Origin of the sequence: Sinomonas gamaensis, from assembly GCF_005876955.1 — a bacterium.
GTDB lineage: Bacteria > Actinomycetota > Actinomycetes > Actinomycetales > Micrococcaceae > Sinomonas > Sinomonas gamaensis.
This window is the reverse complement of sequence record NZ_SSCL01000002.1, coordinates 19596-41752: the sequence shown is the minus strand read 5'-3', so window position 1 is coordinate 41752 and position 22157 is coordinate 19596. Positions and strand designations below refer to the sequence as shown.

The following is a 22157-nucleotide window of genomic DNA, read 5'->3' as shown; positions in this document are numbered from 1 at the left end:
GAAGGGCCAAATTGCCTGTCATCCAACAAGAAGAAAGTGGCGCGCCATTGCATCCGCGAAGGGCTGATCGGGGCGCCGCACACATGGGCGGCATGAACCTGAAGCGCAGCGGCCGCTGTCGCGGCGGTTGCCATGATCGGCCTTGGCGGCTCACCGCCGGCGACACCGGAGCCTCCTTTACCAGTCCGCGGGTGGGGAGGGCCTTTAGCGGCGCTTTAGAGCGAGAGGATGTCATTGGAATCTGCCGCGGCTGCGAGCGACCGATACAGCGTGGTGCGATCGACGCGAAGCCGGCGGGCGACCTCCGCTTTCGGGACCCCGGCGGCGATCTGTTCCAGAGCTTGGACTACCTGTTCCGAGTTGAGAGCGCGAGCACGGCCCTTGTAGACGCCGCGGGCCTTTGCGGCCTTGATCCCATCGGCCTGACGCTCGTGGATAATCGCTCGCTCGAGCTCCGCGACGGCACCGAGCATCGACAGCTGGAACTGCGCGTACTTGTCGCTCTCGCCGGGCTCGAACGTGAGCCTTTCCTTGACGAAGCGAACAGCCACACCCTTGCCCACCAGCTCATCCACGAGCTGCCTGAGGTCCGTGAGCGAACGCGCCAAGCGGTCCATGGAAGCAACGACCACGGTATCGCCCGTCCGGACGTAGGCAATCATCTGTGCTAGGGCCGCACGGCCCTCCCTGCTACTTCCGGAGACCTTCTCCTCGAATGAGCGGTCCACCTCGCCGACGAGCTCGACCTGGCGAGCGAGGTTCTGATCCTCAGATGAGGCCCCTTGGTACGCGACGGTCTGACCGCCCTTAGAGTGCGGCAGCATGTCTAGACCTTAGTACAGATATGTAGCAAAAGTTAGAAATCCGCCCTTCTGCAACGCAAAAGTCTGAAGTCGGCATCTGTGGTGATGGAGTACACCCCAGACCTACAGCTACTGGGGGTGTTGCGACCCTTAGTCGGGCGACAGAGATCTGGGGCACCTTCAAAGGTCTAACGACGTGGGCACCTAAAAGAAGGAGAGGGACAATCCCGCCGCTGTCCGCTGCCGCTGCACGAAACAGCTGGAACGCCGGAGACGGGGTCCGCTGGAGGGGTGGACGCCAGCCGCAGGGCGAAGGGCACGGCGGACCACGACCCTAACCGGCGAGGTCACGCAGAACGTGGCGGGGGCCGGAGGAAGCCGATCTACCGCTGGGACATGGGCCGGTGTTAGCCGATCTTCGACCACTCCCCGCAGCGCTCAGAGACGAACCCTTCGCCGACGTAGACGGTCACCACAGGCCCTTGGGGTGCGAAGGTGATGTAGTCGTTGGCGATCGTGCCACCTTGGGCGCCGGTGCGCTCCCAATAGCAGTCGTGCACTTGCCCGCCCTTCACCTGGTATGTGCCGGCCTGGATGTCCTTGCCGACCACATACGTGCCATCCGCAAACCTTCCGGGCGGGATGCCGTTGCCGATCCGTTGGAGCTCGGAGGCGAACGGAGCGTCAGGGCACATCCGCAGGGCGGCCTTGGCCAGGGCAACAGCCTGCGGCCTGGTGCGTTCGCGCTCCCAGAGAACAGTGGGCGGGACAGCGCAGGCGAGCAGCGTCTCGCCATAGGCGATACCCGGGCTGCTGGCATCGCCGCCATCGGCCGCGAGCTGCTGAACCGCCTGCTTCTCGTCATCCTCGAGCTTCGCACTGTACAGCTCTTGGCCGCCGATGGTGAGATCGCAACTGTTCATCTTGGGATTGGGCCAGATGGCGTGGAAGTCATTGAACGTCGTGGGCGGCGCCGAGCGGGAGGATCCCTCCTCCCAACACTTGAATGCGTACCGTGTTGCCCTCGCCGCGGCCGCCGCTTTCGCTTGCGCATCCTTCTGGGTGATGTCCACGTTGACGACAAGGGTTGCGCCAGCGGGGAGCGTGGCTCCGGCGGCGGGGACGGTGCCTGTCACCTTCGCGGAGTCAGGTGCTGTGTAAGCCACCCCGTCGGGACCCTTGAAGGCGCGGAGCGCGCCAAGGTGGAGCAAGACCGGGTCCGCATCCGCGACCGTCGCCCCGACGACATCTGGGACGGTCGGGCGCGGAGTTGGGCTGGTCGAGGCCATCGCAGTGGAGGACTGTCCAGAAAGTGCAGCCTGCTGCTGCGGGCCCACGATAGCTGCGAGCACCAAGACAACGATCAGGATTGCGGCAGCGGTGCCGCCGAACATTGCGCGACGGCGCGTGGTGCTGTTCAAAGGTCCCCCTGGTGCGCATCCACGCCCCGAATCCGGATGAGGCGTCCCCCGCCCCTTAAGCGAGAATACTGGATCGTTGGGCACGTCCAAGGAACCCAAAGGTGTTCCCCAAATGCTCGTTTGATTCGTGTCGCGGGAATCGGAGGGCTGGGCTGAGCCTCTAGGCGACCGTCACCCGGGGGGGTGACGTCAGCGAGCTGGTCGCGCTGCCCAGACGCGGACGGCTGCCGCCACGATCCGGAGCCGTCACCGTGGGTTCTACGCATGTCAGGGCTCATGAGCGAACCGAGCGCGCGTCATCGCGAAAGGGCCCGACGGGGATCCGTAGGGTGTCGAAGCAGCGACTCCTAGCCCGCTCTCCCCCGCCGAGGATTGCGGGCGGTCGTTCAGACCGGTCACGTGTCTTGCCATGCGGAATGAGGCGGTGGAATCTGGTAGAGTCGCGAGCGTCGGTCCCATGGGCAGCCGGCGGGAGGCAGTCCCCTACTGGACCTGTCAAACCGCCAAGGTGCACTGTCTTTCAGCCCAGTTACATTAGATCGAAATCGTCCACGCCTGAGCGCCCTGAGCATTCTGAGTCGGCAGTGCATGCTCGAGGAGCGTCATGCCCAAATCCGGACGAACTCGTACCGCCTATATTCAGGCGAAGGCCACAGGCCAGAGCTACCAGAAATGCCTTGAACACGAGCCGAACGAGGCATCGCCGGCCCAGCGAGACCTCGAAGGCACCTTCTTCAACCAGCTCCGCTCGCTTCGGTATGCACCCCGGGGAAGCAACCCCTCCTCGTACGGGATCCCGCGTGTTGAACCGGGACATGAGAGCTTGACGATCCACTTCGGCCCAGCAACACGGTTCCGAGATGTCACCTCTCGGGCGTGCCAGGCCTCCGCATGAGGCCGCACAAGGCTGGAACACGCCTTTACCGCCCCGGTCAGCCAGTAGAGATCGTCGTCGCCGGCGTCAGCCCAGCAGAGCTTGAGCCGGCGCGTAGCGGTCCGGCGAGATGGGCAGGCAGAGCGGTGCCAGACGGCTGGACCCGTCACGAGCGGTTCAAGGCCAAGATGGACGCGAAGTGGATAGCGGGCCTCGACATCGAAAGCGCCATCCTCAGGAGGATCGGCCTCCTCACTTCCACGGGCGCATACAGCATCGAGTCATGGCGGTCACCCCATTCAAGACGAATCGTTGTGGAACTCCTGCTAGAGGACCTCATACCGGAACAGGCCCAATCCGTGCGGGATGAGATGACATCGATGCACCTCGCTCCCCGCCTCCATCTGGACAACTACCGACCCCTTCGAACGGAAGAGGGGGAGGCAACGATAGAGCTATCGCTCCCCCATACGGGCGAGACCGCCCAAGTGCGACTGGCGATCTTGCCTCGGACAACCAACGCAGAAGGACGGCGTCTTCGGACCCTCGTTGAACGGGCACGTCCTGCGTCGACGCGCCGGGGCGGTGCGGCTTGATGCGCTGCTGTCGGAGATTCGAAGAGGCCGAACGAGGAAGGCAGATCCCTCGGTCACATCGCCCAGCGTCGGTGAGCCCTGAAGACCGGGGTGTCCAGATCGCCGCTGCGAAGGCCCGAATCGTGATCGACAAAGCCGGCGACATCACTCCGGTTTCGATCATCGCCCTTTCCAAGGAGCTGCCCGAGTGAGTTGCGGCATGGAATGCGAAGGGGACCGCGGCGACAGCCTCTCAGTGGAAGGCACGGAACTGCGCACTCTAACCGACCTGGACATCGGTCGCTGGCGAGTGACCACAGGGTCCGGCAGCCCGCATGTATTCGACCTCCGAACGGATGGCACCAGTACTGTGGCCAGACTCCCGCGGCAGGTCTCCCAGATAAGCGATCGGGACCTCATCGCCGACCTAAGGCGTGATGGGGACACCCTGCCCCTCGTGGGCATTCGCAACCTGACCGTCGGCGAGGATGGGATTTTCTACCTCCGGGTGAGGACCGATGGCGTGGTGACGCTGCGTCACACGACGACCGTCATCTCGATCAAGCCCTTGGAAGTGTCCTGATGGTCTGGCGTGCTGCCGTAATGGGTGATTTCCACAGCGTCGACAAGGCATGGCGGACCGCCGGAAAAGACTGGTGGGAACAGGAGGAGCCTACCCGCGAGGAAGCCCAGCGCCTAGTGGACGAGTGCACAAAGGGACCCCGCCTAGACGTCCTTCTTACCCACGACGTCCCAATGGGAGTGACGGGACTCAAAGGCATGCCCGGGCTTTCCGCGAAGACGATCGAGAGGGCCAACCAGACAAGGGAGCTCCTGCAAGACACTGCGGAGAAGATCCGGCCCAAAGCACTGTTCGCGGGCCACTGGCACCAGAGGTTGCGTTCAGAACTCCACTGGGATGACGGCTCGAGCACGATGGTCGAGGTTCTGGCCGCAGAGCAGAGCTGGGCGGGGAACTCGTGGAGGTGTGCGTGGGCGCTGACGGTGGCGTCGAAGTGAAGCCGCTGAAGATCCAAGTGACCTTTCCAGCATGAGCGGGTTCCAAGATCAGGCCGAAGACCGTCTTGTACGGCTCGATGAGCTGCGGGGCTCCGGCCGGGGCCTTCGATATGACGCCCGCGGAGCAGATCTTGAGCGCTTTCGTTGCACTGCTTTGACCCGTCGGCGTCGAGGCGCACCTCGGCAGCCTCGCGCGCCAAAGCGGGTGCCGAAATCGGCGCTGCTGGCGGAGATCTCGCCGATGAGCCCAGCGTTCTCAGCGCATGAAGGCCCATCCGGGGCCGATGAGCTCCCGGAGGCTCAAGCCGCGAACACCGCAGAGGGTGCCGTGCCTCTCCGCCGCCTGCTGCGTTCGCAGCCACGACGCGAGCCTCGCCTCGGAGGCGTCCTCGGCCCCCACGTCCGGCATCCGCCTCCGTTCGGCCAGGAAGTCACCCAGCCTTCGGAGGCACACGGAGAACAGCGCATGGTCTTGCCACCTTGGCTCTCCCAGGCCAGAGATCTGCCGGGAGAGGTCTCGCCTCTTTGCTTCATTCACGCTTCTTCGCCCCCCCAATTAACGGTATCGATCTTGCCGAATTGTACGTGGCAAATCTGATAGTCGAACCCCACCTGCGGCATTGCGGCTCCCCTCGCTTGGTGGCAGCCAGAGGGAAAGTGGACGAGCCATGCCCTCCCGCTCCCCCATGTCTCGGAATTATCCTGATGCCGCTGGGACATCCGCGCGCCTCGGCGCCGTCTGGGCCTCATCGGCCGTTCATTCCTCAACACGATGGCACGGTGGTTCCGATGGCCCCTCGATCACGAACAGCGGCCGCAGCGCTGCTCGTCCCTCTCCTGCTCACGGGCTGCCAGTACTCCGGCTCGAACTCCTCGGCTACGCCCAGCGCGACGACCCCAGTGGCCGTCGCACCCCTGGACGAGCAGGCCAGGCTGTTCATCGGCAGCGGCGCCGTCTCCGCCGTCGCGGAGGCGAAGTGGCCCGGCGGGCAGTGGTCGCATGGCTACGGGGTGCGGGACCTCGACACCAAGGACCCGGCCCAGCCTGGCGACCGGGTGTCGGTGGGCACCGTGACGGAGACGTTCGCCGCGGTCACCGTGCTCAAGCTCGTCGACGACCGCCTCATCGGGCTCGACGACCCCGTGAACAGCGTCATCCCCGGCTTCCAGGAGGAGCTCCACCCGCCCGGGCCGATCACCGTCCGGGAGCTGCTCGCACAGACCTCCGGCATCCCCAGCTACATCCCCGCCTCAATGGGCGGCATGGACTTCCGCCCGGCCCTAGCCCGGCCGCTGACGCTCGAGCAGGCCCTCAAGGACGCCGCCGGCCAGCCCTGGCCCGCAAGCGCCGTCGGAAACTACCAATGGGACGAGACCAACTACATCGCCCTCGGCCTGCTCGTCCAGACGCTGCGGAAGAAGCCCTTCCCCGACGTCCTCAACGAAGAGGTCATCGCCCCGCTCGGCCTGGCCCACACGTCCATGGCCCGGCTCGACCTGTCCCAGAAGGACATCCTCCACGGCTACCTGACACTGCACGGGCAGAGAATCGACACCACCGACAACACCCACCAAGCCGGCTCCTCCGCCGAAGGGGTGATCTCCACGGTGGGCGACGTCAACACCTTCCTCGCCGCCCTCTTCGGCGGCAGGCTCCTCTCGCCAGCATCGCTGGCGCAGATGGAGAAGGGCGCCTCGCCAACGCCCTACGCCCTCGGCATCTGGAGGGGCCCGAAGGGCTGCACGAGCAGCGGATCGTTCCACATAGCGGGCAACGAGGAGTACACCTTCACCGTTTCCGTGGCCAGCAGCGACGGAAGGTACACAGCGAGCATGGCCATCGCTCTGCCACCCCTGCCCGGCACCCCGGAAGACCCCAGCGCCGACCAGCAGCGCCAGTCGATCGGCGAGCAGATGCAGTCCACGCTCAGCGAGACGGTCAACTCCCTGTGCGGCGCCAGCTGAGCGGGACAGTGCCGATGTCGGAACCAGAATCTGCGCGGCGCGCCGGGCAACTATGAAATCGCGGCGCCCCTTGGCCTCCGCTGAGGTCGGGAGGTACACATGAGCCTTGAGGCAGACTACCTGATCGTCGGAAGCGGAGCCGTCGGGATGGCGTTCGCCGACGTGCTGGTCCACGAGACCGAGTCCACGATCGCGGTCGTCGATCGTCGCCATGCCCCGGGCGGCCATTGGAATGACGCCTACCCTTCATCAGGCTGCATCAGCCGTCGGCGACCTACGGGGTCAACTCGCGGGCCCTCAGCGACGGCGAACGCGACACCACGCCCCTCAACCGTGGACTATGCAGCCGTGCCAGCAGCGCCACCATCCTGTCCTACTACGAGCAGCTGATGCGCGAGTTCACCGCCACGGGACGGGTCCGCTACCATCCCCTGACCGACTACCAGGGCGACTACGACCAGACGCACCGCCTGATGTCCCTGCTCCACGGCGGCACGCTCGAGCTGCGCGTCCGGAAGAAGGTCGTCGACGCCTCCTACCTCCGCACGGAGGTCCCCTCGACCCACCCGCCGAAGTACGAGGTGGCCGGCGGCGTGCACTGCATTCCGCCCAACCGGCTCACCCGGCAGGCGCGGCCGCCGAGCGGGTACGTGGTGATCGGGGCCGGCAAGACCGGCATCGACGCCTGCCTCTGGCTGCTGGAGAACGGGGTCTCCCCCGACCTGATCAGCTGGATCGTGCCACGCGATCCGTGGCTGCAGAACCGGGCCAAGCTGCAGCCTGCCGAGGAGTTCTTCGAGCAGACCTTCACCGCGTTCGCCGTCCAGGCCGAGATCGCAGCCACCGCAGCCACCGTGGAGGAGCTCTTCGCCCGCCTCGAGGCGGCAGGGCAGCTCCTGCGGCTGGACCCCGGTGTGATCCCTACCATGTACCATGGCGCGACCGTCTCCGAAGCGGAGCTGGAGGCCCTCCGGCAGATCCGCGACGTCGTCCGCATGGGCCGGGTCCAGCGCCTCGAACCAAGCCGCATCGTCCTGGACCACGGCACCGTGGAATCGGACCCAGGCCGGCTCTACATCGACTGCTCGGCCCGGGGCGTCCCCGTGCGCGCGGCCGTCCCTGTCTTCGACGGCCGGAAGATCACCCCGCAGATGGTGCGCCCGCTGCAGCCGGTGTTCAGCAGCGCCATCATCGCCCACATCGAGGCGACCGTCGGCGACCAGGCAGAGAAGAACGAACTCTGCACCCCGTTCCCAATGACCGACCGGCCGCGAGACTGGCTCGGAGCGATGCTATTCAACCTGACAGCCCAGGCCCGCTGGAGGCAGAACCCGGATCTGAGGGAATGGCTCGTCCACTCCAGGCTCGACAGCTTCTCCGCCATGGCCCGGAAGGTCAGCCCGACAGACGAAGCCAGGACCGCCCTGCTCCACAGGTACGGGCAGGCAGCATCGGCCGCTCCGGCGAACCTTCACCGATTGATCGCCGCGGCAGCCATGGGATAGCGCGGGGAGTCCCGGCGCCTCGCCCCTCTCGGTGCTTCAGCTCGCAGCATCAAGCCACCACGAAACGAGAGCCTTGCGTCCTCGCCAAGCGCACCTCCAGCACTGCGCCGGTCAACGATACCGTTCAACAGGCGCTCACCGTCGTTGTGGACCTAGAACGAGGTCGGGTACCGGTTCAGCCTGCACAGGAGGTCGCCGCGCGCGGTGGTGACCGTGCGCCGCGTGGCACATCCTCGTTGAGGGTAGTCGTAGCGACTCGGTTTGGACCGCCTGAAAGGTGCCGCCGAGATGCAGGAGGCCAATGTGAGCTCGCCAGCTTGACGAAGTATTCTCCTCATCCCTGTCGATTTTCAGGCGACTTGGTTCTTTTGCCAACCGGGTGGTCCTCGGCCCGCCCGCTCCGTCCTCAGGGCTCTTGGCTGCCAGGGGACCACGCGCACTCGTGGGACTTCCCTGAGGACCGTATGATTTGGGGCCCGCAAGATTCAGTTGATCGACGCAACACCTCCCGGAAGGTGTCCGTCGAATGTATCTGTCCTTGTCCTCGCCTGCAGCGGTGCGGCTTCTGGCCGCGATCAAGGCCGGCGAGGAGATCAATAGGTCCGCACGCCTGGCCGGTATCCATACCGAGGTCTGCTACCGCCTGCTGCGCGATCACCCTGCAAGGCCCGGCAGAGTTCGCGGAGCGCGAAGCCCACCGCTGCGGCGGTCCCTGCTGCAGCCCGGGGTCCCCTGGTCCTGCTGGTGGATGGCGCAGGCCTGCCCAGTGCGCATTTCTCCTCCCTCCGGCCCAGGGCCCAGTGCGGTATGACCCGGCCCTTTGGGGTCGGCTCGAACGGACGCCCTCGTCAGGCGCTGGGGGACAGTTCGGCGTTGAGGTGCGTCAGGGAGGCCAGGGTCAGCTCGGGGCGGGCCAGGTACGACGGGTATGTGCCGCCGGTGCGGTTGACCCACGCTGTGCGCAGGCCCGCGCGGGCGGCGCCGTGGATGTCCCAAGGATGCACCGCAACCAGCATCACGTCCTCCACTCTGGTCCCGCACTGCTGGGCGGCGTACTGGTAGGAGGAGGGGTGCGGCTTCCAGGCGGGGGCGTCCTCGACGGAGAGCAGAGCCTCGAACTCGTCCCGGAGCCCGGCCGCGCCGAAGAGCTTCTGGGCGACCTGGGCGGAGCCGTTGGTGAGCGTCACGAGCCGGTGCCCGGCCGCCCGCAGGGCGCAGATCCCCTCCGGCACGTCCGGGTGCAGGGGGAGGTCCGCGACGGACGCGGCGAGGCGCCGGGCCGTGCCCGCAGGGTCGGGGACGCCCGCGCCCTCCAGGAGCCCGGTGAGGACTTCGGCGCCGATCTCGCCGAACGGGGCCGCGTCCCCGGCCGCGGCGAGGGCGAAGCCCTCCCGCAGCAGAGTCGCGAACCACAGCTTCGCCAAAGGCTCCGGGGCCCCGGCCTCGGCGAATCTGCTGGCCATCGAGGTCATGTCGGAGAGGGTCTCGTTGACGTCGAAGACGATCACCTGCGGTGCCGCGGCCATGTTTCGTTCCTTCCTCTTCTCTTGCAGTCGGGGTATGTGTCAAGCGGTGAGGGGCTCGGCGGCGGGGACGTCGAGCTCGGTGTGGGCGTAGTGATTGAAGTAGTTCGTGAACAGGTTGACGGCGATGTGCGCGAATGCCTCGGCGAGCTCGGTGTCGGTCCACCCGGCATCCAGCGCGGCCTGCCAGAGGGGCTCGGGGACGTTGCCGGTGTCGGCGGCGGCGGCGCGGGCGACCTCGGTCAGGGCCGCGAGCCGGGCGTCGAAGCGGACCTCCCCTGCACGGATGGCCACGATCTGGTCGTCGGCGAGACCTGCCTTCCGCGCGGAGACGGTGTGGGCGCCCTGGCAGTAGTCGCAGCCGTTCTGGTTGCCCACGGCCAAGGCGATCGCCTCCCGGGTGGCGGCGTCGAAGGTCCCGTGCTCGGCGATGGCCTTCTGCATGCCCTGGTAGGCGGCGATCACCACCGGGGAGTGGGCCATCCCGGCGTGGATGTTCATGAACCGGCCCATCCGCTTCTCCAGGCGCTCGGCGTGCAGGCGGGAAGCCTCCGGGACGGTGTCGAGGGTGTGGACGGGGATGCGGGGCATGGTGCGGCTCCTTCTTCGTTTGCTTGCGCGGGCCCGTCGGGTTCTGCGGGCGGCGGCCGAGCCTCTTCTTCTCGATGCCCTCTCGGGCGGTCTCTCACACTACGCCCGGCTGGGGCGTGTTGTGTGTGCGAGCGCACACAGAACCCGCGCGCACCGGTGCCTCCGGCGAGAGCGGTTCATACCGCACAGCAGGAGAGGCGGGAAACGTCCGCGGTGTAGGACTGCGCCGCGATCTTCAGCCCCTCGGCCATCGTCAGGTACGGTGTCCATCGGGAGGCGAGCTCCTGGACCGTGGTGCCGGAGCCGATCAGGTGCACCCCGGCCGCGGCGATCTCCCCGGCGTCGTGGGCGACCGCGGTGATGCCCAGGATCCGCCCGGTGCCCCCCTCGGCGACGATCTTGATGAACCCCCGGGTGTCCCGGTTCAGCAGCGCCCTCGGCACGAACTCCAGCGGCAGCACCCGGCACTCGCAGACCTGGCCCTCGCCATTGGCCTGCCGGTCGGTCAGCCCCACCGCCCCGACGGCGGGGCTGGTGAACGCCACCCTCGGGCGCCGGGAGTAGTCCACCTCCAGATCGGCTGCGGCGAAGGCGTTCTCCACGGCGAGGGCGCCCTGGGCGGCGGCGACGTTGACGAACTCCCGGTGCCCGGTCACATCCCCTGCCGCCCAGATGCGCGGGTTCGCGCTCCGCAGCCCGGCATCGACAAGGACCTCCCCGCCGGGCCCGAAGGCGACCCCGACTCCGGCCAGCCCCAGCCCAGCGGTCATGGGGCGGCGGCCGGTGGCCATCAGGACACGTTCCGCCCGGTACTCGTCCGCCGCGCCGCCGAGGTCGGCCGTGACGACGGTCTCGGTTGAGACCATCGGGAACGGATCCGGAGGGAAGGGAGCACACGATGCGCATCTCCGAGGCAGCGGCCGCCGCGGGCACGACCGCCAAGACCCTGCGCTTCTACGAGGAGATTGGGCTCCTGCCCGGGATCGGCCGGACCCCGTCCGGCTACCGCGACTACCCCGACGAGATAGTCCAGCGGGCGGCGTTCATCCGCCGCTCCCGCGCCGCGGGCCTGAGCCTGGAGCAGGCCGCAGCTCTCCTAGCAGTGCACGATGCCGGGACCCGCCCCTGCTCGCATGTCCGCGATCGGCTCGTCGACCAGCTCGAGGCGGTCGACGCCCGCATCTCAGAGCTCCAGGCCCTCCGGAACAGCCTCGCCGCCCAGCTCGAGGCCGCCGCCTCCGGGCCGGAAGGCTGCGACCCCGGCGAGGTCTGCAGCTACCTCTGACCGGCATCGGGAGTCCAGCCGCGGCCCGTCCGGTCCCACGGGCACTCGATGATGCGGCAGATCGCCTCCTGCCTGCCTCCCAGCGGCGGCCCGCCGAGGCCATCCCGACGATGAAGACCCCGGTCGCGGCCAGGCCGGGCGCACCAAGGGCAGCATCACAGGCCAGAAAGATGCGCATCTCATGTGCGCCGTCCACGAGAGCGGCCTCGCGCAATTCATCCGGCCGGGCCGAGAACTACAAGCTCATCAGCAGCACCGCGAACGGCAGGTTGAATAGGCCGTAGACGATGACCGGGCCCGAGACGGTTCCCAGGAGTCCGACACTGGTCAGCCGGGCCGAGAACTACAAGCTCATCAGCAGCACCGCGAACGGCAGGTTGAATAGGCCGTAGACGATGACCGGGCCCGAGACGGTTCCCAGGAGTCCGACACTGGTCAGGAGGACGTACAGGCCGGGCGCCAGAGTTGTGGGCGGGATCAGCGGGATGACCCCGGCCAGGGCCAGCGCGACCAGCCTGACCCAGCGCGGCGGCGAGAGCTTGGTCAGCGCGTACCAGCTCAGCGAGCCGACGGCGAGGCAGACCACGACCCTGCCGATCACGATCCCTACACTGTTGCCCAGCTGGACCGCCATGCTGCCGCGTCAGGACCCCGGGTCAGCGCACCACGGTGCGGTGGCCGGCGTCGAGGCGCTGGGTCCAGCCGCGGGAATCGAGATATTCCAGCAGTGGGACTGCGATCCGTCGCGTTGTGCCGAGGGCCTGACGTGCTTGGCTGGTGGTGAAGGGCTGCTCCAGGCGGGCGAGGGCGCGCATTGCAAGGGCCGGTGCCGTGGGGAGCAGCACCACCCCGTCGCGGAGCCGGAGTAGGCGTCCTGTGCGTTCAGCGGCGGCCAGGTCCCGGGCCCCCAGGCCAAGCGCGGCCAGCTCGTCGGCTTCTGGGGCGTGGAAGGCGTGTGCTGTGAGCCTGCGCTCCAACTCTGCGACTGCGGACTCGGCGGGACCGAGGTTATCCTCAATGCCGGGGATCCGGATGTGGCCGTTCTCCTGTTCCAGACCGGCATCGCGGATGAGGTGGGATAGCAGCCTCTTGTCAGGCAGGTCAAGCAGGTCGCTGGCAGCACCCATGGAAAGACCCGGGGACAAAGGGTCGCGCTCGTGAAGCGCCTCAAGTTCGGTGCGCAGCCGATGCTGCCAGGCCTCGAAGACGGGCGCGTGCACCCACCAATCGCTGAAGGCCTTGACGCCGGGGGGCGGGTCCGCGTCGTGCTCGGAGAGCAGCCCTAGGCGGCGGAGATGGTGCTCCTGCACGGCTCCGCGGGCTGCGACTTCGCCCAGGAGGTCTCCGGCGGGATCCATCCGTGAAAGCCGCTCCGCCCAGCGCGCGCTGTCGCCGCGGCGCCGCAGCGGTGGCGGATCGGCATCGAGGACGCGTGCCCCGCCGAGGACCGATCGGCTCCCCGGGTCGCGGAGCACGAGACGGTCTCCGAGGACGAGCGGCAGTTGCCTCTCCAGGACGAGCCGGGCATGGTCTGGGCCGAAGGGCCGGAGCCGCGCTGGCACGGAGGCGGTGCCAGCGTGCACCATGAGTTGCTCCGGCACATCCGTATAGGCCGCTCCAGTGGTGCGGCGGATGCCCAGGACGGCCGTGGTGGGCCACGCGTCGGGGGTGACGAGGGCGTCTCCGCGGCGGATGTCCGCGGCGGAGACGTCACGCAGGTTCAACGCCACTCGGCTGACCGGCCCCACTGAGGCGTAGGAGGTGTCGCGGCTTTCCAGGCCGCGGACCACGACGGGCCGGGAATCCGAGTGGCCCAGAAGCTGCAGCCGGTCACCCTGGTCGATGGTTCCTGCTGCCAGTGTCCCGGTCACCACGGTTCCGGAGCCTGTGATGGTGAATGAGCGATCCACCCACAGCCGGACCCGCCCGCTGGTGGTGGGAGGAGGCACATCGGCCAAGACGCGGTCGAGCGCTGCACGCAGCTCGGCCAGGCCTGTGCCGTCGACGGCCGAGACGGCGACTGCGGGCGCGTTCTGCAGCCCAGTGCCGGCGAGCTCCCGGCGCGTGCGGGCGAGCACGTCGTCGACCCGCCGTTCGGATGCCCGATCCGCGCGGCTGAGGACCACGACGCCGTACTCGATGCCCAGGGCGGCGACGGCGTCGCGGTGATCGCCTGACTGCGCCTGCCAGCCCTCGTCGGCCGCGACGACGAAGCAGACCACGGGCGTGGGTCCGATTCCGGCCAGCATGTTGCCAAGGAAGCGCTCGTGGCCGGGGACGTCCACGAAGGCGACTTCCTGTCCGGACGGCAGGCTGGTCCAGGCGTAGCCCAGGTCGATCGTCAGCCCGCGGCGTCGTTCTTCCTCCCAACGGTCCGGCTCCATGCCCGTGAGGGCGCGCACCAGGGTGCTCTTGCCGGAATCGACATGCCCGGCGGTGGCGACGACTTGCATTGCTCAGCCCGCCCTGCCCGCATCCCGGACCTCGAGGGCCGTCAGCGCCTGCTGTACCGCATCGAGTATCCGGTCATCGTCCTCTTCTTGCACGCAGCGCAGATCGATCAGGCAAGAGCCGTCGTGGACGCGCGGCAGCACCGCCGGGTCTCCGGCGCGCAAGAGCGCCGCGAGCTGCTCAGGGAGCCGGAGCGCCCATCCCGGCAGGGGAACACCGGGCGCTCCACCGCCGCCGACCCTGCCTTCATGCGCCACGACAGGCGCTCCGAGAGCTCGGGCAAGCCTGTCCGTGCGGCGCCGGAGCTGACCGACATCGGCGTGCAGGGCCTGGACAACCGGCGGCGTTTCGCCCGCGAGGGTCGCCTCGAGGGCGGCTAGGGCGAGTTTGTCCGCCCGCACGGCACGGGCCAACGGGTGGCCGGCCAATCGCTGGATGATCTCCATGCCTCCCAGCAGCAAGCCTGCCTGTGGTCCGCCCAGCAGCTTGTCGCCGCTGGCGATGACGACGTCGGCCCCGCTGTCCAGCGCGGAGGCGGCATCGGGTTCGTGCGGCAGGTGCGGGTCGGGCGCCAGCAGTCCGCTGCCGAGGTCCGCGACCAGAGGTATCCCGTTTGCCGCTGTGAGCGAGCTCAGTTCCTGCAGCGGCACGGCGGAGGTGAATCCGTCCACGCGGAAGTTGCTCGGGTGGACCTTGAGCACGCAGCCCGTGTCCGGCCCGAGAGCATTGGCGTAGTCGCTCAGATGCGTCCTGTTCGTCGTGCCCACCTCGTGCAGCGCTGCGCCCGTCGACTCGATCAGGTCGGGCAGCCGGAAGCCGGCCCCGATCTCCACGAGCTCCCCGCGGCTCACCACCACCTCCCGGCCGGCGGCCAGGGCTGTGGTGGCCAGCACCAGGGCCGCGGCCCCGTTGTTGACGATCAGGGCGTCTTCGGCGGCGGGACAGGCAGCGAGCAGCGCGGCACGGGCGCCCTCGCCGCGGCGGGAGCGGGTGCCGTCTGCCAGGTCCAGCTCCACGTCGACGTAGCCGCTGGCTGCCACAAGAGCTTCGACCGCACTAGCAGAAAGAGGGGCGCGGCCGAGGTTGGTATGGACGATTACCCCAGTTGCGTTCAGCACCGGGCGCAGGGTCGTCGCCCTGCGCGCAGCAAGGGCTGCCAGCAGGGCTGGTTCCACCTGGCCGGGCGCGAGCACGCCGCGCCGCGCCTGCTCCTGGACCTTCCGGACAAGTCCGCGGATGACCCTCTCGTTCAGCCGTTCCCGGGCCGCGCGGACTTCCGGCAGCGCCAGCAGGTCGTTCGTGCGGGGAATCAGGCGGCGAGGATCGACCTGGTCCACAGCCCCTCCTCGTTCCGGGGGATTGCCCGAGGGCAGTTGGCGGTGGCGGACGGGAATCGAACCCGCCAGGCCGAGATGCTCGGCCTCACCGGTTTTGAAGACCGGGGGGCCCACCAGAACCCGGACGCCACCGTCCCTCAATCTAGCAGGCTGCACGGGGGGGTACGCTAACCGGGTGAACGAGGCCCGAACGCCAATCCCGCAACTCGACGGACGTGCCGCCGACGCCCCCAGGCTCACAGGCTATGCCCACGGTGGCGGCTGCGCCTGCAAGATCCCCCCCGGCGAGCTCGAAGACGTGGTCCGGGGCCTCATCGGCCAGCCCGGGGCGGACGTGCTGGTCGGCCTCGAGGGCGGCGACGACGCCGGAGCCGTCCTCGTGCGTGACGACCTCGCAATACTCTCTACGGCCGACTTCTTCACTCCGGTCGTCGACGACGCCTTCGACTGGGGCCGGATCGCCGCCGCCAACGCCCTCTCGGACATCTACGCGATGGGCGGTCGCCCCATCATGGCCATCAATCTCGTGGGCTGGCCCCGCGGCGTACTCACGCCGGACCTGATGACCGAAGTCCTCCGCGGCGGCCTGAGCGTCGCGTCGGAGGCGGGATGCCCAGTGATCGGCGGGCATTCCATCGACGACCCGGAGCCGAAGTACGGCATGGCGGTAACCGGCGTCGCCCATCCCGATCGGCTGCTGCGCAACGATGGCGCAAAGCCCGGTCTGCCGATCACGCTCACCAAGCCGATCGGCGTCGGGCTCCTGAACAATCGGCACAAGCAGACCGGCGAGGTGTTCGCCGAAGCGGTAGAGACGATGGCGGCCCTCAACCGCGACGCAGCCGAGGACGCGGTGGCTGCCGGGGTGCGTGCGGCCACGGATGTGACCGGTTTCGGCCTGCTGGGACACCTGTACAAGATGTGCCGTGCCTCCGGTGTGGGCGCGGTGGTCGACCTGAAGGCGGTGCCGCTCGTCGGTGGGGCCCGGGAGGCGCTGCGGGATGGCTTTGTCTCCGGTGGGACCCGGCGCAACCTCGATTGGGTGCGGCCGCAGGTACGGGTCGCGCCGGGCGTCACCGAAGACGATCTGCTCCTTCTGGCCGACGCTCAGACCTCCGGCGGCCTGCTCGTCGTCGGCGAGCTGCCCGGGCATCCTGTCATCGGGCACACCACCGCGGGCCAGGGGATCGAGATCCGCTGAGCCGATCAGGCCCAGTCAGCCGGCGGTAGTGATCGAATCGCCGGTGATGCCGGCCGCGCGGCGGGCGGCGAGCCGGTTCTTCTGCGGTTCGATGGTGTAGCGCGGGTCCTTCGCCGAGGAAAGGCCCGCCTCGAACACGCCGAACCGGGTGAGGGCCGAGGCGGCCAGCAGCGCCAGTCCCGACGCTGCGGCCACCGCGCGGTTGCGTCCGCCCAGCAGCGTCCCCAGGCCACCGGCGGCGGCCAGACGTTCGCTCCATCTGAGCATGGCACCTGCCCTGCCCTGGTGCAGGGGCTCGGCTTCGACAGGGTCCATCCGGTGCTCCATCACCCGCATGGCCACCATTTCCCCCATGACGCCGAACGCGGCAAGCTTTCGGGCGGGACCGGCCTCGCGCACCGGTGTGGTGATCATGGCGAGCCCGGCGGAGGCGAGGGCGGCCGAACTGACGAAGACGAAAGGCAGCTCCTCGCGGGCGGCGTTCCACGTCGGCGTGGCCGTGTCGCCGAGCAGGACCGCCGTGTATGCGGCCAGCGGTCCGGCGAACAGCGCGGCCTCGACACCGGCCGGGCCCTCGACGGCTTGCAGCACGGGCCGCAGAGGGCCCAGCGGCAGCCGGGCGCTGCTCATCCGGTCGATCTCGGCCACCGCCGCGACCCCTGCACCGGCGCTGAAGGCGCTGAGGATCCATGAGCCCACGCTCATCGGCGAGGTCAGCTTGAAGGTCCGCAGCATATGCAGGAAGCGCTCCGGCCTGCCCAGATCCCTCACCAGGGCGACAGCGCCGAGGCTCACAGCGGCCAATGCGGTCACCCTGGCGTTCCGGCGCAGCGTTGGCCGTCCGGTCAGCTGCCCGCCCAGGCCGAGCAGGGCGGAACCGCCAGCGACCCCGCCCAGGAACAGGTAGGCAGCAACATCGTCACCCCACGGGGCGGGCTTGACCACGGGACGGCCGTAGTACGAGGTGAATTCGGCCTCCGGCACCATGGGCATCTCCCGGGAGCCGTCACCGCCGTCTCGCCGGCGCCCGGCACCCCTGCGGTCGGTGCGTCGGCGGCGGGCGGGCTCGGTGGGGCGGAAGCTGTCGAACTCGGAGTGGGTCACGCCCGTCCTCTCAGGAAAGCCAGCGCGGCTGCGGCCACCATGCCTGCTACCGCCATTCCGGCCCGCCGGTACATTCGCGGCAGGTCGGCGGTGGGCACTCTCGGGTCCGGCGGGAGACCGTAGACCTCCGGCTCGTCGAGCAGGAGGAAGACGGACCCGGTTCCGCCGACGCCGTCGAGTTCGTTCGCGCCGTAGAGCCTGGCCTCGGTCAGGCCTTGCGCATGCAGCTCGGCGACGCGTGCCCGCGCCGTCTCCACCATGTGGTCGTGGTCGCCGAACTTGATCGACGTTGTGGGGCAGGCTTTGGCGCAGGCCGGGGTCTCGTCCGCGATGAGCCGGTCGTAGCACAGCGTGCACTTCTGGGCGATGCCGACGTTGGGGACTGCGGGAGGTTGGGCGTGAGGCTCTTCCCGCTGGGCGGCGACCGCTACCGTGCCGTCGCTGCGGCGCTCGATCACCCCGAAGGGGCACCCGGCCACGCAGGTTCCGCAGCCGTTGCACACATCGTCCTGCACCACCACGGTGCCGAACTCGGTGCGGAAGAGCGCTCCGGTCGGGCACACGTCGAGGCACCCGGCGTGAGTGCAGTGCTTGCAGACATCGGAGGACATCAGCCAACGGAAGTCCGGGGTGTCCGGCGGTGTCGTGTCCACCTCCGACAGGTCCTGATCGGCTGCCGGGGCGGGAGGGCCGATGGCGGGCATGCCCAGACTGACGAGCGCCCGCCCGGATTCCCGCGCCTGGACGACGCGTTCCTGGCCCTGTTCGACGAAGGCCACGTGCCGCCAGGTGCTCGCGCCCAGCGCTCCGGTGTTGTCGTAGGAGGACTTGAGCAGCTCGAGGTTCCCGTCCTGCGGATTGTGGTTCCACTCCTTGCAGGCGACCTCGCAGGCCTTGCAGCCGATGCAGATCGAGGTGTCGGTGAAGAACCCCTTGCGCGGTGGGTGGTCCTCCCAGCGGGCATCGGCGGACGGGTCCGTCGGTCCTGACAGCTGGCCCATCTAGTCCTCCAACCTCGAATCGGTGCCCCGGACGCGGCCAGAGCTCACTCGCCGTCCGGGCGCGGCAGGATGCGCTTCGGCGGCGGCGATAACTGTCATCATCGCCGCCCCCCGGCGCCGCCGTGCCCACCAGGCTTGGGTTCGATGCCTTCCGCCGCCGGATCGGTGACTGCGCGGTTCCCGGTCTCGATCGTCGTTCCGGCACGTGCTTGGTATTCGGCGACCAAGGCCAGCAGCGCTGGACCGCGGGGCCGTCGTCCGGGGCGGATGTCACAGGAGGCGACCTTGGATTCTTGGATCTGGACGTTGGGGTCCAGCGTGATCCCCAGCAGATCGTTGGCCGCGTCCCCGCTGACGACCGCGTCGTTCCCGACGCCCCAATGGTAGGGCAGCCCGATCTGATGCACGGTGCGCCCGCCGACGGACAGGGGCGTCATCCGTTCGGTCACAAGCACCCTCGCCTCGATGGCGGAGCGGGGCGAGACGATCGTGGCCCACCCGTAGGGCTCGAGTCCGCGCTCGGCGGCCAGCTCCGGGGAGACCTCGCAGAACATCTCCGGCTGCAGCTCCGAAAGGTACGGCAGCCACCGGCTCATTCCGCCCGCCGTGTGGTGCTCGGTGAGCCGGTATGTGGTGAAGACGTAGGGATAGACCTCCGCCCCGCTGGTACCGGCGCTCGGTGCACTGAGGTTGTCCGCACGCGGGAACACCAGCCGCGCCGGGCTCTGCTGCTGCGGGTAGAGCGCGTTGGCCACCGGCGATTCCTGAGCCTCGTAGTGGGTGGGAAGGGGCCCGTCGACCAGCCCCTTGGGCGCGAACAACCAGCCCTTGCCGTCGGCCTGCATGATGAATGGATCGTCACCGCTGAGTGCCTCGGGACCGCCGGCGGCGGGATCGGGCTGGCTGCCGGGCGCCCGGTCAACCGGGAAGTCGGGCACGTCGTCTCCGACCCATCTCCCCTGCTCCTGGTCCCACCAGATGTATTTCTTCCGCTCGCTCCACGGCTTCCCGTCAGGGTCGGCCGAGGCCCGGTTGTAGAGGATACGACGGTTGGCTGGCCACGCCCAGCCCCATTCCGGGGCTGCCGGCCCCTGCTCGCGGCCCGGCTTGCGGTTGGCGGCATGGTTGATGCCGCCGGCGTACACCCCGGTGTAGATCCAACAGCCCGCCGATGTGGTACCGTCTGCGCGCAGCTCGGTGTATGCCGGGAGGGGCTTGCCTGCGTCCGGGCCTTCCAGATGACGGCCGTTGATCTCGGCAAGCACCGCCTCGGGGTTTGGATCACCGTGGGCGTCGGTGGGATAGTCCCAGGTGAGGTCGAGCAGCGGGCGGTCGCGCTCGTCGTCCGAGCCGGCCAGCTTCTGCCGGATCCGCTCGCCCAGTTCGAAGAAGAACTGCAGTTCGCTCTGGCAATCCCCGGGCGGCGCGACTGCCTGGTGCCGCCACTGGAGCAGGCGTTGGGTCTGGGTGAACGAGCCGGCCTTCTCCACATGGGTTGCTGCCGGGAGGAAGAACACCTCGGTCTCGATGTCCTCGGTGTGCAGCTCGCCGGATTCGATCTCCGGCCCGTCCTTCCACCAGGTCGCCGACTCGATCAGATTCAGGTCGCGCACCACCAGCCACTTCAGATGGGACATGCCCAGCCGCTGCATCCGGCCGTGGGCGGATCCCACTGCGGGGTTCTGTCCGAGCAGGAAGTAGCCCTCGACCTCGTCCTCGAGCATGCCCATCACGGTCTCGTAGGTGCCGTGCGCTCCGGTCAGCCTCGGGAGGTAGTCGTAGGCCCAGTCGTTTTCCGCGTTCGCGGCCTCGCCCCACCAGGCCTTCAACAGGCTGACGGTGTAGGCATCGGCGTCGGCCCAGAAGCCCTTCTGCTTCTTCGAGGCGATTGCCTCCAGGTATTGGCTGAGGGTGTCGTGGCGGCCGGCGGTGGGCATCGGCAGGTACCCGGGCAGCAGGTTGAACAGGGTCGGGATGTCGGTGGAGCCCTGGATGCTGGCATGGCCCCGCAGGGCCATGATCCCGCCGCCGGGACGGCCCAAGTTTCCCAGCAGAAGCTGCAGGATGGCAGCCGCCCGGATGAACTGGGCTCCGAGCGAGTGCTGGGTCCACCCGACGGCATAGGCGAAGCAGGTTGTCCGCTCGCGGCCTGAGTTCTCCGTGATGGCACGGGCCAGATATTCGAAGTCCGCGACCTCGATCCCGCACATGTCGTGGACCATCTCAGGGGTGTAGCGGGCGTAATGCCGCTTCACGATCTGGAAGACAGTCCGCGGGTCCTGCAGGGTATCGTCGCGCTGCACCCGGGCGTGCTCCAGGGCCGGGCCGCCGCTGCCGAACTGGTGCCCGGCGGCACGAGCGGAGGCATCGGAACCGTGTTCTGAGCCAGCCCCGGGCTCGCCGATGGCGTCCCCGGCCTCTTCCGCATAGGACCATGACGCCGTGTCGTACGCCCCCGTCTCCGGATTGAAGCCGGAGAACAGCCCGCCGAGATCCTCGGCGTCGCGGTAATCCGCGTGAACGAGCGTGGCGGCGTTGGTGTAGGCGCTGACGTACTCCTTGAACCAGAGGTCATTGCTGATGACGTAGTTGATGAGCGCACCCAGGAGGACAACGTCAGAGCCGGCCCGGATCGGAATGTGCTTGTCAGCAACCGCCGAGGTGCGCGTGAACCGGGGATCGACGTGGATGACCTTCGCTCCGCGGGCCTTCGCTTCCGCGACCCACTGATACCCCACGGGGTGGCACTCGGCCATGTTGGAACCCTGAATGACGATGCAGTCGGCGTTCGCCATGTCCTGCAGTGATTGCGTCGCACCACCGCGTCCAAAGGAGGCTCCCAGACTGGGAACCGTGGCGGAGTGTCAAATGCGGGCTTGGTTCTCGATCTGGACCGCTCCGGCAGCAGTGAAGAGCTTCTTGATCAGGTAGTTCTCTTCGTTGTCCAGCGTGGCCCCGCCCAAGGAGGCGATACCCATCGTGCGGCTCAGCAGCCGGCCTTCTGCGTCTTCCTGCTGCCAGGTCCTGCGGCGGGTCTCGATGAACCGGTCCGCGACCATGTCGATCGCCGCGGCCAGATCCAGATGCTCCCAGCGGGTGGAGCGCGGTGCACGGTAGAGCACTCGGGTCTGCCGGCCCGGGGAGTTGACCAGCTGCTCGCTGGCAGAGCCCTTCGGGCAGAGCCGCCCTCGCGAAATCGGCGAATCCGGGTCGCCCTCGATCTGGACGACCTTCTCGTCCTTGACATAGACGCGCTGTCCACACCCAACGGCGCAATAGGGGCACACGCTCTGCACGGCGCGGTCCGCGGTGGACGTCCGCGGGGCGAGCGCCTTCGTCCGCGGCGAGGTTACCGATGGCCCGCGGCCCAGCAGGTCGCCCGTGCTCACCTGACGGACGACCGGCCATTGGAGAAAACTTCGCCGTGCCATTCTCCGGAGCATATCCCACAGCGGGGCGCGAGCGACAGGACGATTATCATCTGGCATATGCCCCGCTTTG

General features: G+C 68.4%; 18 protein-coding genes, 1 tRNA gene and 1 pseudogene. 7 read left to right on the top strand and 13 right to left on the bottom strand.

Going from position 1 to position 22157, the window contains the following annotated elements; all coding sequences use genetic code 11:
- Window positions 1-215 precede the first annotated feature (215 nt).
- Window positions 216-824, bottom strand: a complete 609-nt coding sequence (locus E5679_RS02720; RefSeq protein WP_138413564.1) for a recombinase family protein — start codon at window positions 822-824, stop codon at window positions 216-218.
- A 386-nt stretch (window positions 825-1210) separates the two neighbouring features.
- Window positions 1211-2224 (bottom strand): PASTA domain-containing protein, encoded by a 1014-nt coding sequence (locus tag E5679_RS02715; RefSeq protein WP_138413563.1) that lies wholly within the window; start codon window positions 2222-2224, stop codon window positions 1211-1213.
- A 1819-nt stretch (window positions 2225-4043) separates the two neighbouring features.
- Here E5679_RS02715 and E5679_RS20735 point away from each other — a divergent pair.
- Window positions 4044-4256 carry a hypothetical protein gene (locus E5679_RS20735; RefSeq protein ID WP_171042223.1) on the top strand — a complete coding sequence of 71 codons (213 nt, stop codon included), beginning with the start codon at window positions 4044-4046 and terminating at the stop codon, window positions 4254-4256.
- A complete protein-coding gene (locus E5679_RS02710) occupies window positions 4256-4693 on the top strand; it encodes a hypothetical protein (RefSeq protein WP_138413562.1) in 438 nt (145 codons plus the stop codon). The genes E5679_RS20735 and E5679_RS02710 overlap by 1 nt, the downstream gene beginning before the upstream one ends.
- A gap of 256 nt (window positions 4694-4949) precedes the next feature.
- Here the strand turns inward: E5679_RS02710 and E5679_RS20730 are convergent, their stop codons facing one another.
- Entirely contained in the window at window positions 4950-5231 is a 282-nt protein-coding gene (locus tag E5679_RS20730; RefSeq protein ID WP_171042222.1) for a hypothetical protein, read from the bottom strand.
- Between the two features lie 251 nt (window positions 5232-5482).
- On the opposite strand from E5679_RS20730, the gene E5679_RS02705 reads away from it, so the two are divergent.
- From E5679_RS02705 to E5679_RS02695, 3 genes are all read left to right on the top strand, one after another.
- Complete coding sequence (locus tag E5679_RS02705; protein WP_138413561.1) at window positions 5483-6658, top strand: serine hydrolase domain-containing protein; 1176 nt, start codon at window positions 5483-5485, stop codon at window positions 6656-6658.
- A 99-nt stretch (window positions 6659-6757) separates the two neighbouring features.
- A complete protein-coding gene (locus E5679_RS21555; protein ID WP_138413560.1) occupies window positions 6758-7048 on the top strand; it encodes an NAD(P)-binding protein in 291 nt (96 codons plus the stop codon).
- A complete protein-coding gene (locus E5679_RS02695) occupies window positions 7048-8163 on the top strand; it encodes an NAD(P)/FAD-dependent oxidoreductase (RefSeq protein WP_138413559.1) in 1116 nt (371 codons plus the stop codon). The genes E5679_RS21555 and E5679_RS02695 overlap by 1 nt, the downstream gene beginning before the upstream one ends.
- An 848-nt stretch (window positions 8164-9011) precedes the next feature.
- On the opposite strand, the gene E5679_RS02690 is transcribed toward E5679_RS02695, so the two are convergent.
- From E5679_RS02690 to E5679_RS02680, 3 genes and pseudogenes are all read right to left on the bottom strand, one after another.
- On the bottom strand, window positions 9012-9689 hold the full coding sequence (locus E5679_RS02690) for a haloacid dehalogenase type II (protein WP_138413558.1): 678 nt from the start codon (window positions 9687-9689) through the stop codon (window positions 9012-9014).
- Window positions 9690-9728: 39 nt separating this feature from the next.
- A complete protein-coding gene (locus tag E5679_RS02685; protein ID WP_138413557.1) occupies window positions 9729-10277 on the bottom strand; it encodes a carboxymuconolactone decarboxylase family protein in 549 nt (182 codons plus the stop codon).
- A 176-nt stretch (window positions 10278-10453) separates the two neighbouring features.
- Window positions 10454-11131: pseudogene (locus E5679_RS02680) on the bottom strand (FAD-dependent oxidoreductase); the annotation flags it as partial.
- 44 nt (window positions 11132-11175) lie between these two features.
- Between E5679_RS02680 and E5679_RS02675 the strand changes: the two are divergent.
- The gene (locus tag E5679_RS02675) at window positions 11176-11562 is read left to right on the top strand and encodes a MerR family transcriptional regulator (RefSeq protein WP_138413555.1); all 387 of its coding nucleotides are present in this window, start codon (window positions 11176-11178) and stop codon (window positions 11560-11562) included.
- Window positions 11563-11905: 343 nt separating this feature from the next.
- Here E5679_RS02675 and E5679_RS02670 read toward each other — a convergent pair whose 3' ends face one another.
- The 4 genes from E5679_RS02670 to E5679_RS02655 all read right to left on the bottom strand — a co-directional run bounded on the left by E5679_RS02670 (window position 11906) and on the right by E5679_RS02655 (window position 15482).
- Complete coding sequence (locus E5679_RS02670) at window positions 11906-12196, bottom strand: ABC transporter permease family protein (protein WP_138413554.1); 291 nt, start codon at window positions 12194-12196, stop codon at window positions 11906-11908.
- 22 nt (window positions 12197-12218) lie between these two features.
- A complete protein-coding gene (gene selB / locus E5679_RS02665) occupies window positions 12219-14015 on the bottom strand; it encodes a selenocysteine-specific translation elongation factor (RefSeq protein ID WP_138413553.1) in 1797 nt (598 codons plus the stop codon).
- A gap of 3 nt (window positions 14016-14018) precedes the next feature.
- Window positions 14019-15350, bottom strand: a complete 1332-nt coding sequence (gene selA / locus E5679_RS02660) for an L-seryl-tRNA(Sec) selenium transferase (protein ID WP_138413552.1) — start codon at window positions 15348-15350, stop codon at window positions 14019-14021.
- A 37-nt stretch (window positions 15351-15387) separates the two neighbouring features.
- A tRNA-Sec gene (locus tag E5679_RS02655) sits at window positions 15388-15482 on the bottom strand.
- Between the two features lie 64 nt (window positions 15483-15546).
- Between E5679_RS02655 and selD the strand changes: the two genes are divergently transcribed.
- Window positions 15547-16551 carry a selenide, water dikinase SelD gene (selD, locus tag E5679_RS02650; RefSeq protein ID WP_420821038.1) on the top strand — a complete coding sequence of 335 codons (1005 nt, stop codon included), beginning with the start codon at window positions 15547-15549 and terminating at the stop codon, window positions 16549-16551.
- A gap of 15 nt (window positions 16552-16566) precedes the next feature.
- Here selD and nrfD read toward each other — a convergent pair whose 3' ends face one another.
- From nrfD to fdh, 3 genes are all read right to left on the bottom strand, one after another.
- Window positions 16567-17655, bottom strand: coding sequence for an NrfD/PsrC family molybdoenzyme membrane anchor subunit (gene nrfD, locus E5679_RS02645; protein ID WP_138413550.1), 1089 nt, complete (start codon window positions 17653-17655; stop codon window positions 16567-16569).
- Entirely contained in the window at window positions 17652-18656 is a 1005-nt protein-coding gene (locus tag E5679_RS02640; protein WP_138413549.1) for a 4Fe-4S dicluster domain-containing protein, read from the bottom strand. Before E5679_RS02640 ends, nrfD begins: the two co-directional genes overlap by 4 nt.
- 98 nt (window positions 18657-18754) lie before the next feature.
- Window positions 18755-22087, bottom strand: coding sequence for a formate dehydrogenase (fdh, locus tag E5679_RS02635; RefSeq protein ID WP_249335910.1), 3333 nt, complete (start codon window positions 22085-22087; stop codon window positions 18755-18757).
- Window positions 22088-22157: the final 70 nt, after the last annotated feature.

Coding starts and splice junctions, on each gene's coding strand:
- E5679_RS02690 (WP_138413558.1), bottom strand. CDS start 9,689: ATGGCCGCGGCACCGCAGGTGATCGTCTTCGACGTCAACGAGACCCTC.
- E5679_RS21555 (WP_138413560.1), top strand. CDS start 6,758: ATGAGCCTTGAGGCAGACTACCTGATCGTCGGAAGCGGAGCCGTCGGG.
- E5679_RS02685 (WP_138413557.1), bottom strand. CDS start 10,277: ATGCCCCGCATCCCCGTCCACACCCTCGACACCGTCCCGGAGGCTTCC.
- E5679_RS02710 (WP_138413562.1), top strand. CDS start 4,256: ATGGTCTGGCGTGCTGCCGTAATGGGTGATTTCCACAGCGTCGACAAG.
- E5679_RS02695 (WP_138413559.1), top strand. CDS start 7,048: ATGCGCGAGTTCACCGCCACGGGACGGGTCCGCTACCATCCCCTGACC.
- E5679_RS02675 (WP_138413555.1), top strand. CDS start 11,176: ATGCGCATCTCCGAGGCAGCGGCCGCCGCGGGCACGACCGCCAAGACC.
- E5679_RS02705 (WP_138413561.1), top strand. CDS start 5,483: ATGGCCCCTCGATCACGAACAGCGGCCGCAGCGCTGCTCGTCCCTCTC.
- E5679_RS02670 (WP_138413554.1), bottom strand. CDS start 12,196: ATGGCGGTCCAGCTGGGCAACAGTGTAGGGATCGTGATCGGCAGGGTC.
- E5679_RS02640 (WP_138413549.1), bottom strand. CDS start 18,656: ATGGGCCAGCTGTCAGGACCGACGGACCCGTCCGCCGATGCCCGCTGG.
- E5679_RS02720 (WP_138413564.1), bottom strand. CDS start 824: ATGCTGCCGCACTCTAAGGGCGGTCAGACCGTCGCGTACCAAGGGGCC.
- selB (WP_138413553.1), bottom strand. CDS start 14,015: ATGCAAGTCGTCGCCACCGCCGGGCATGTCGATTCCGGCAAGAGCACC.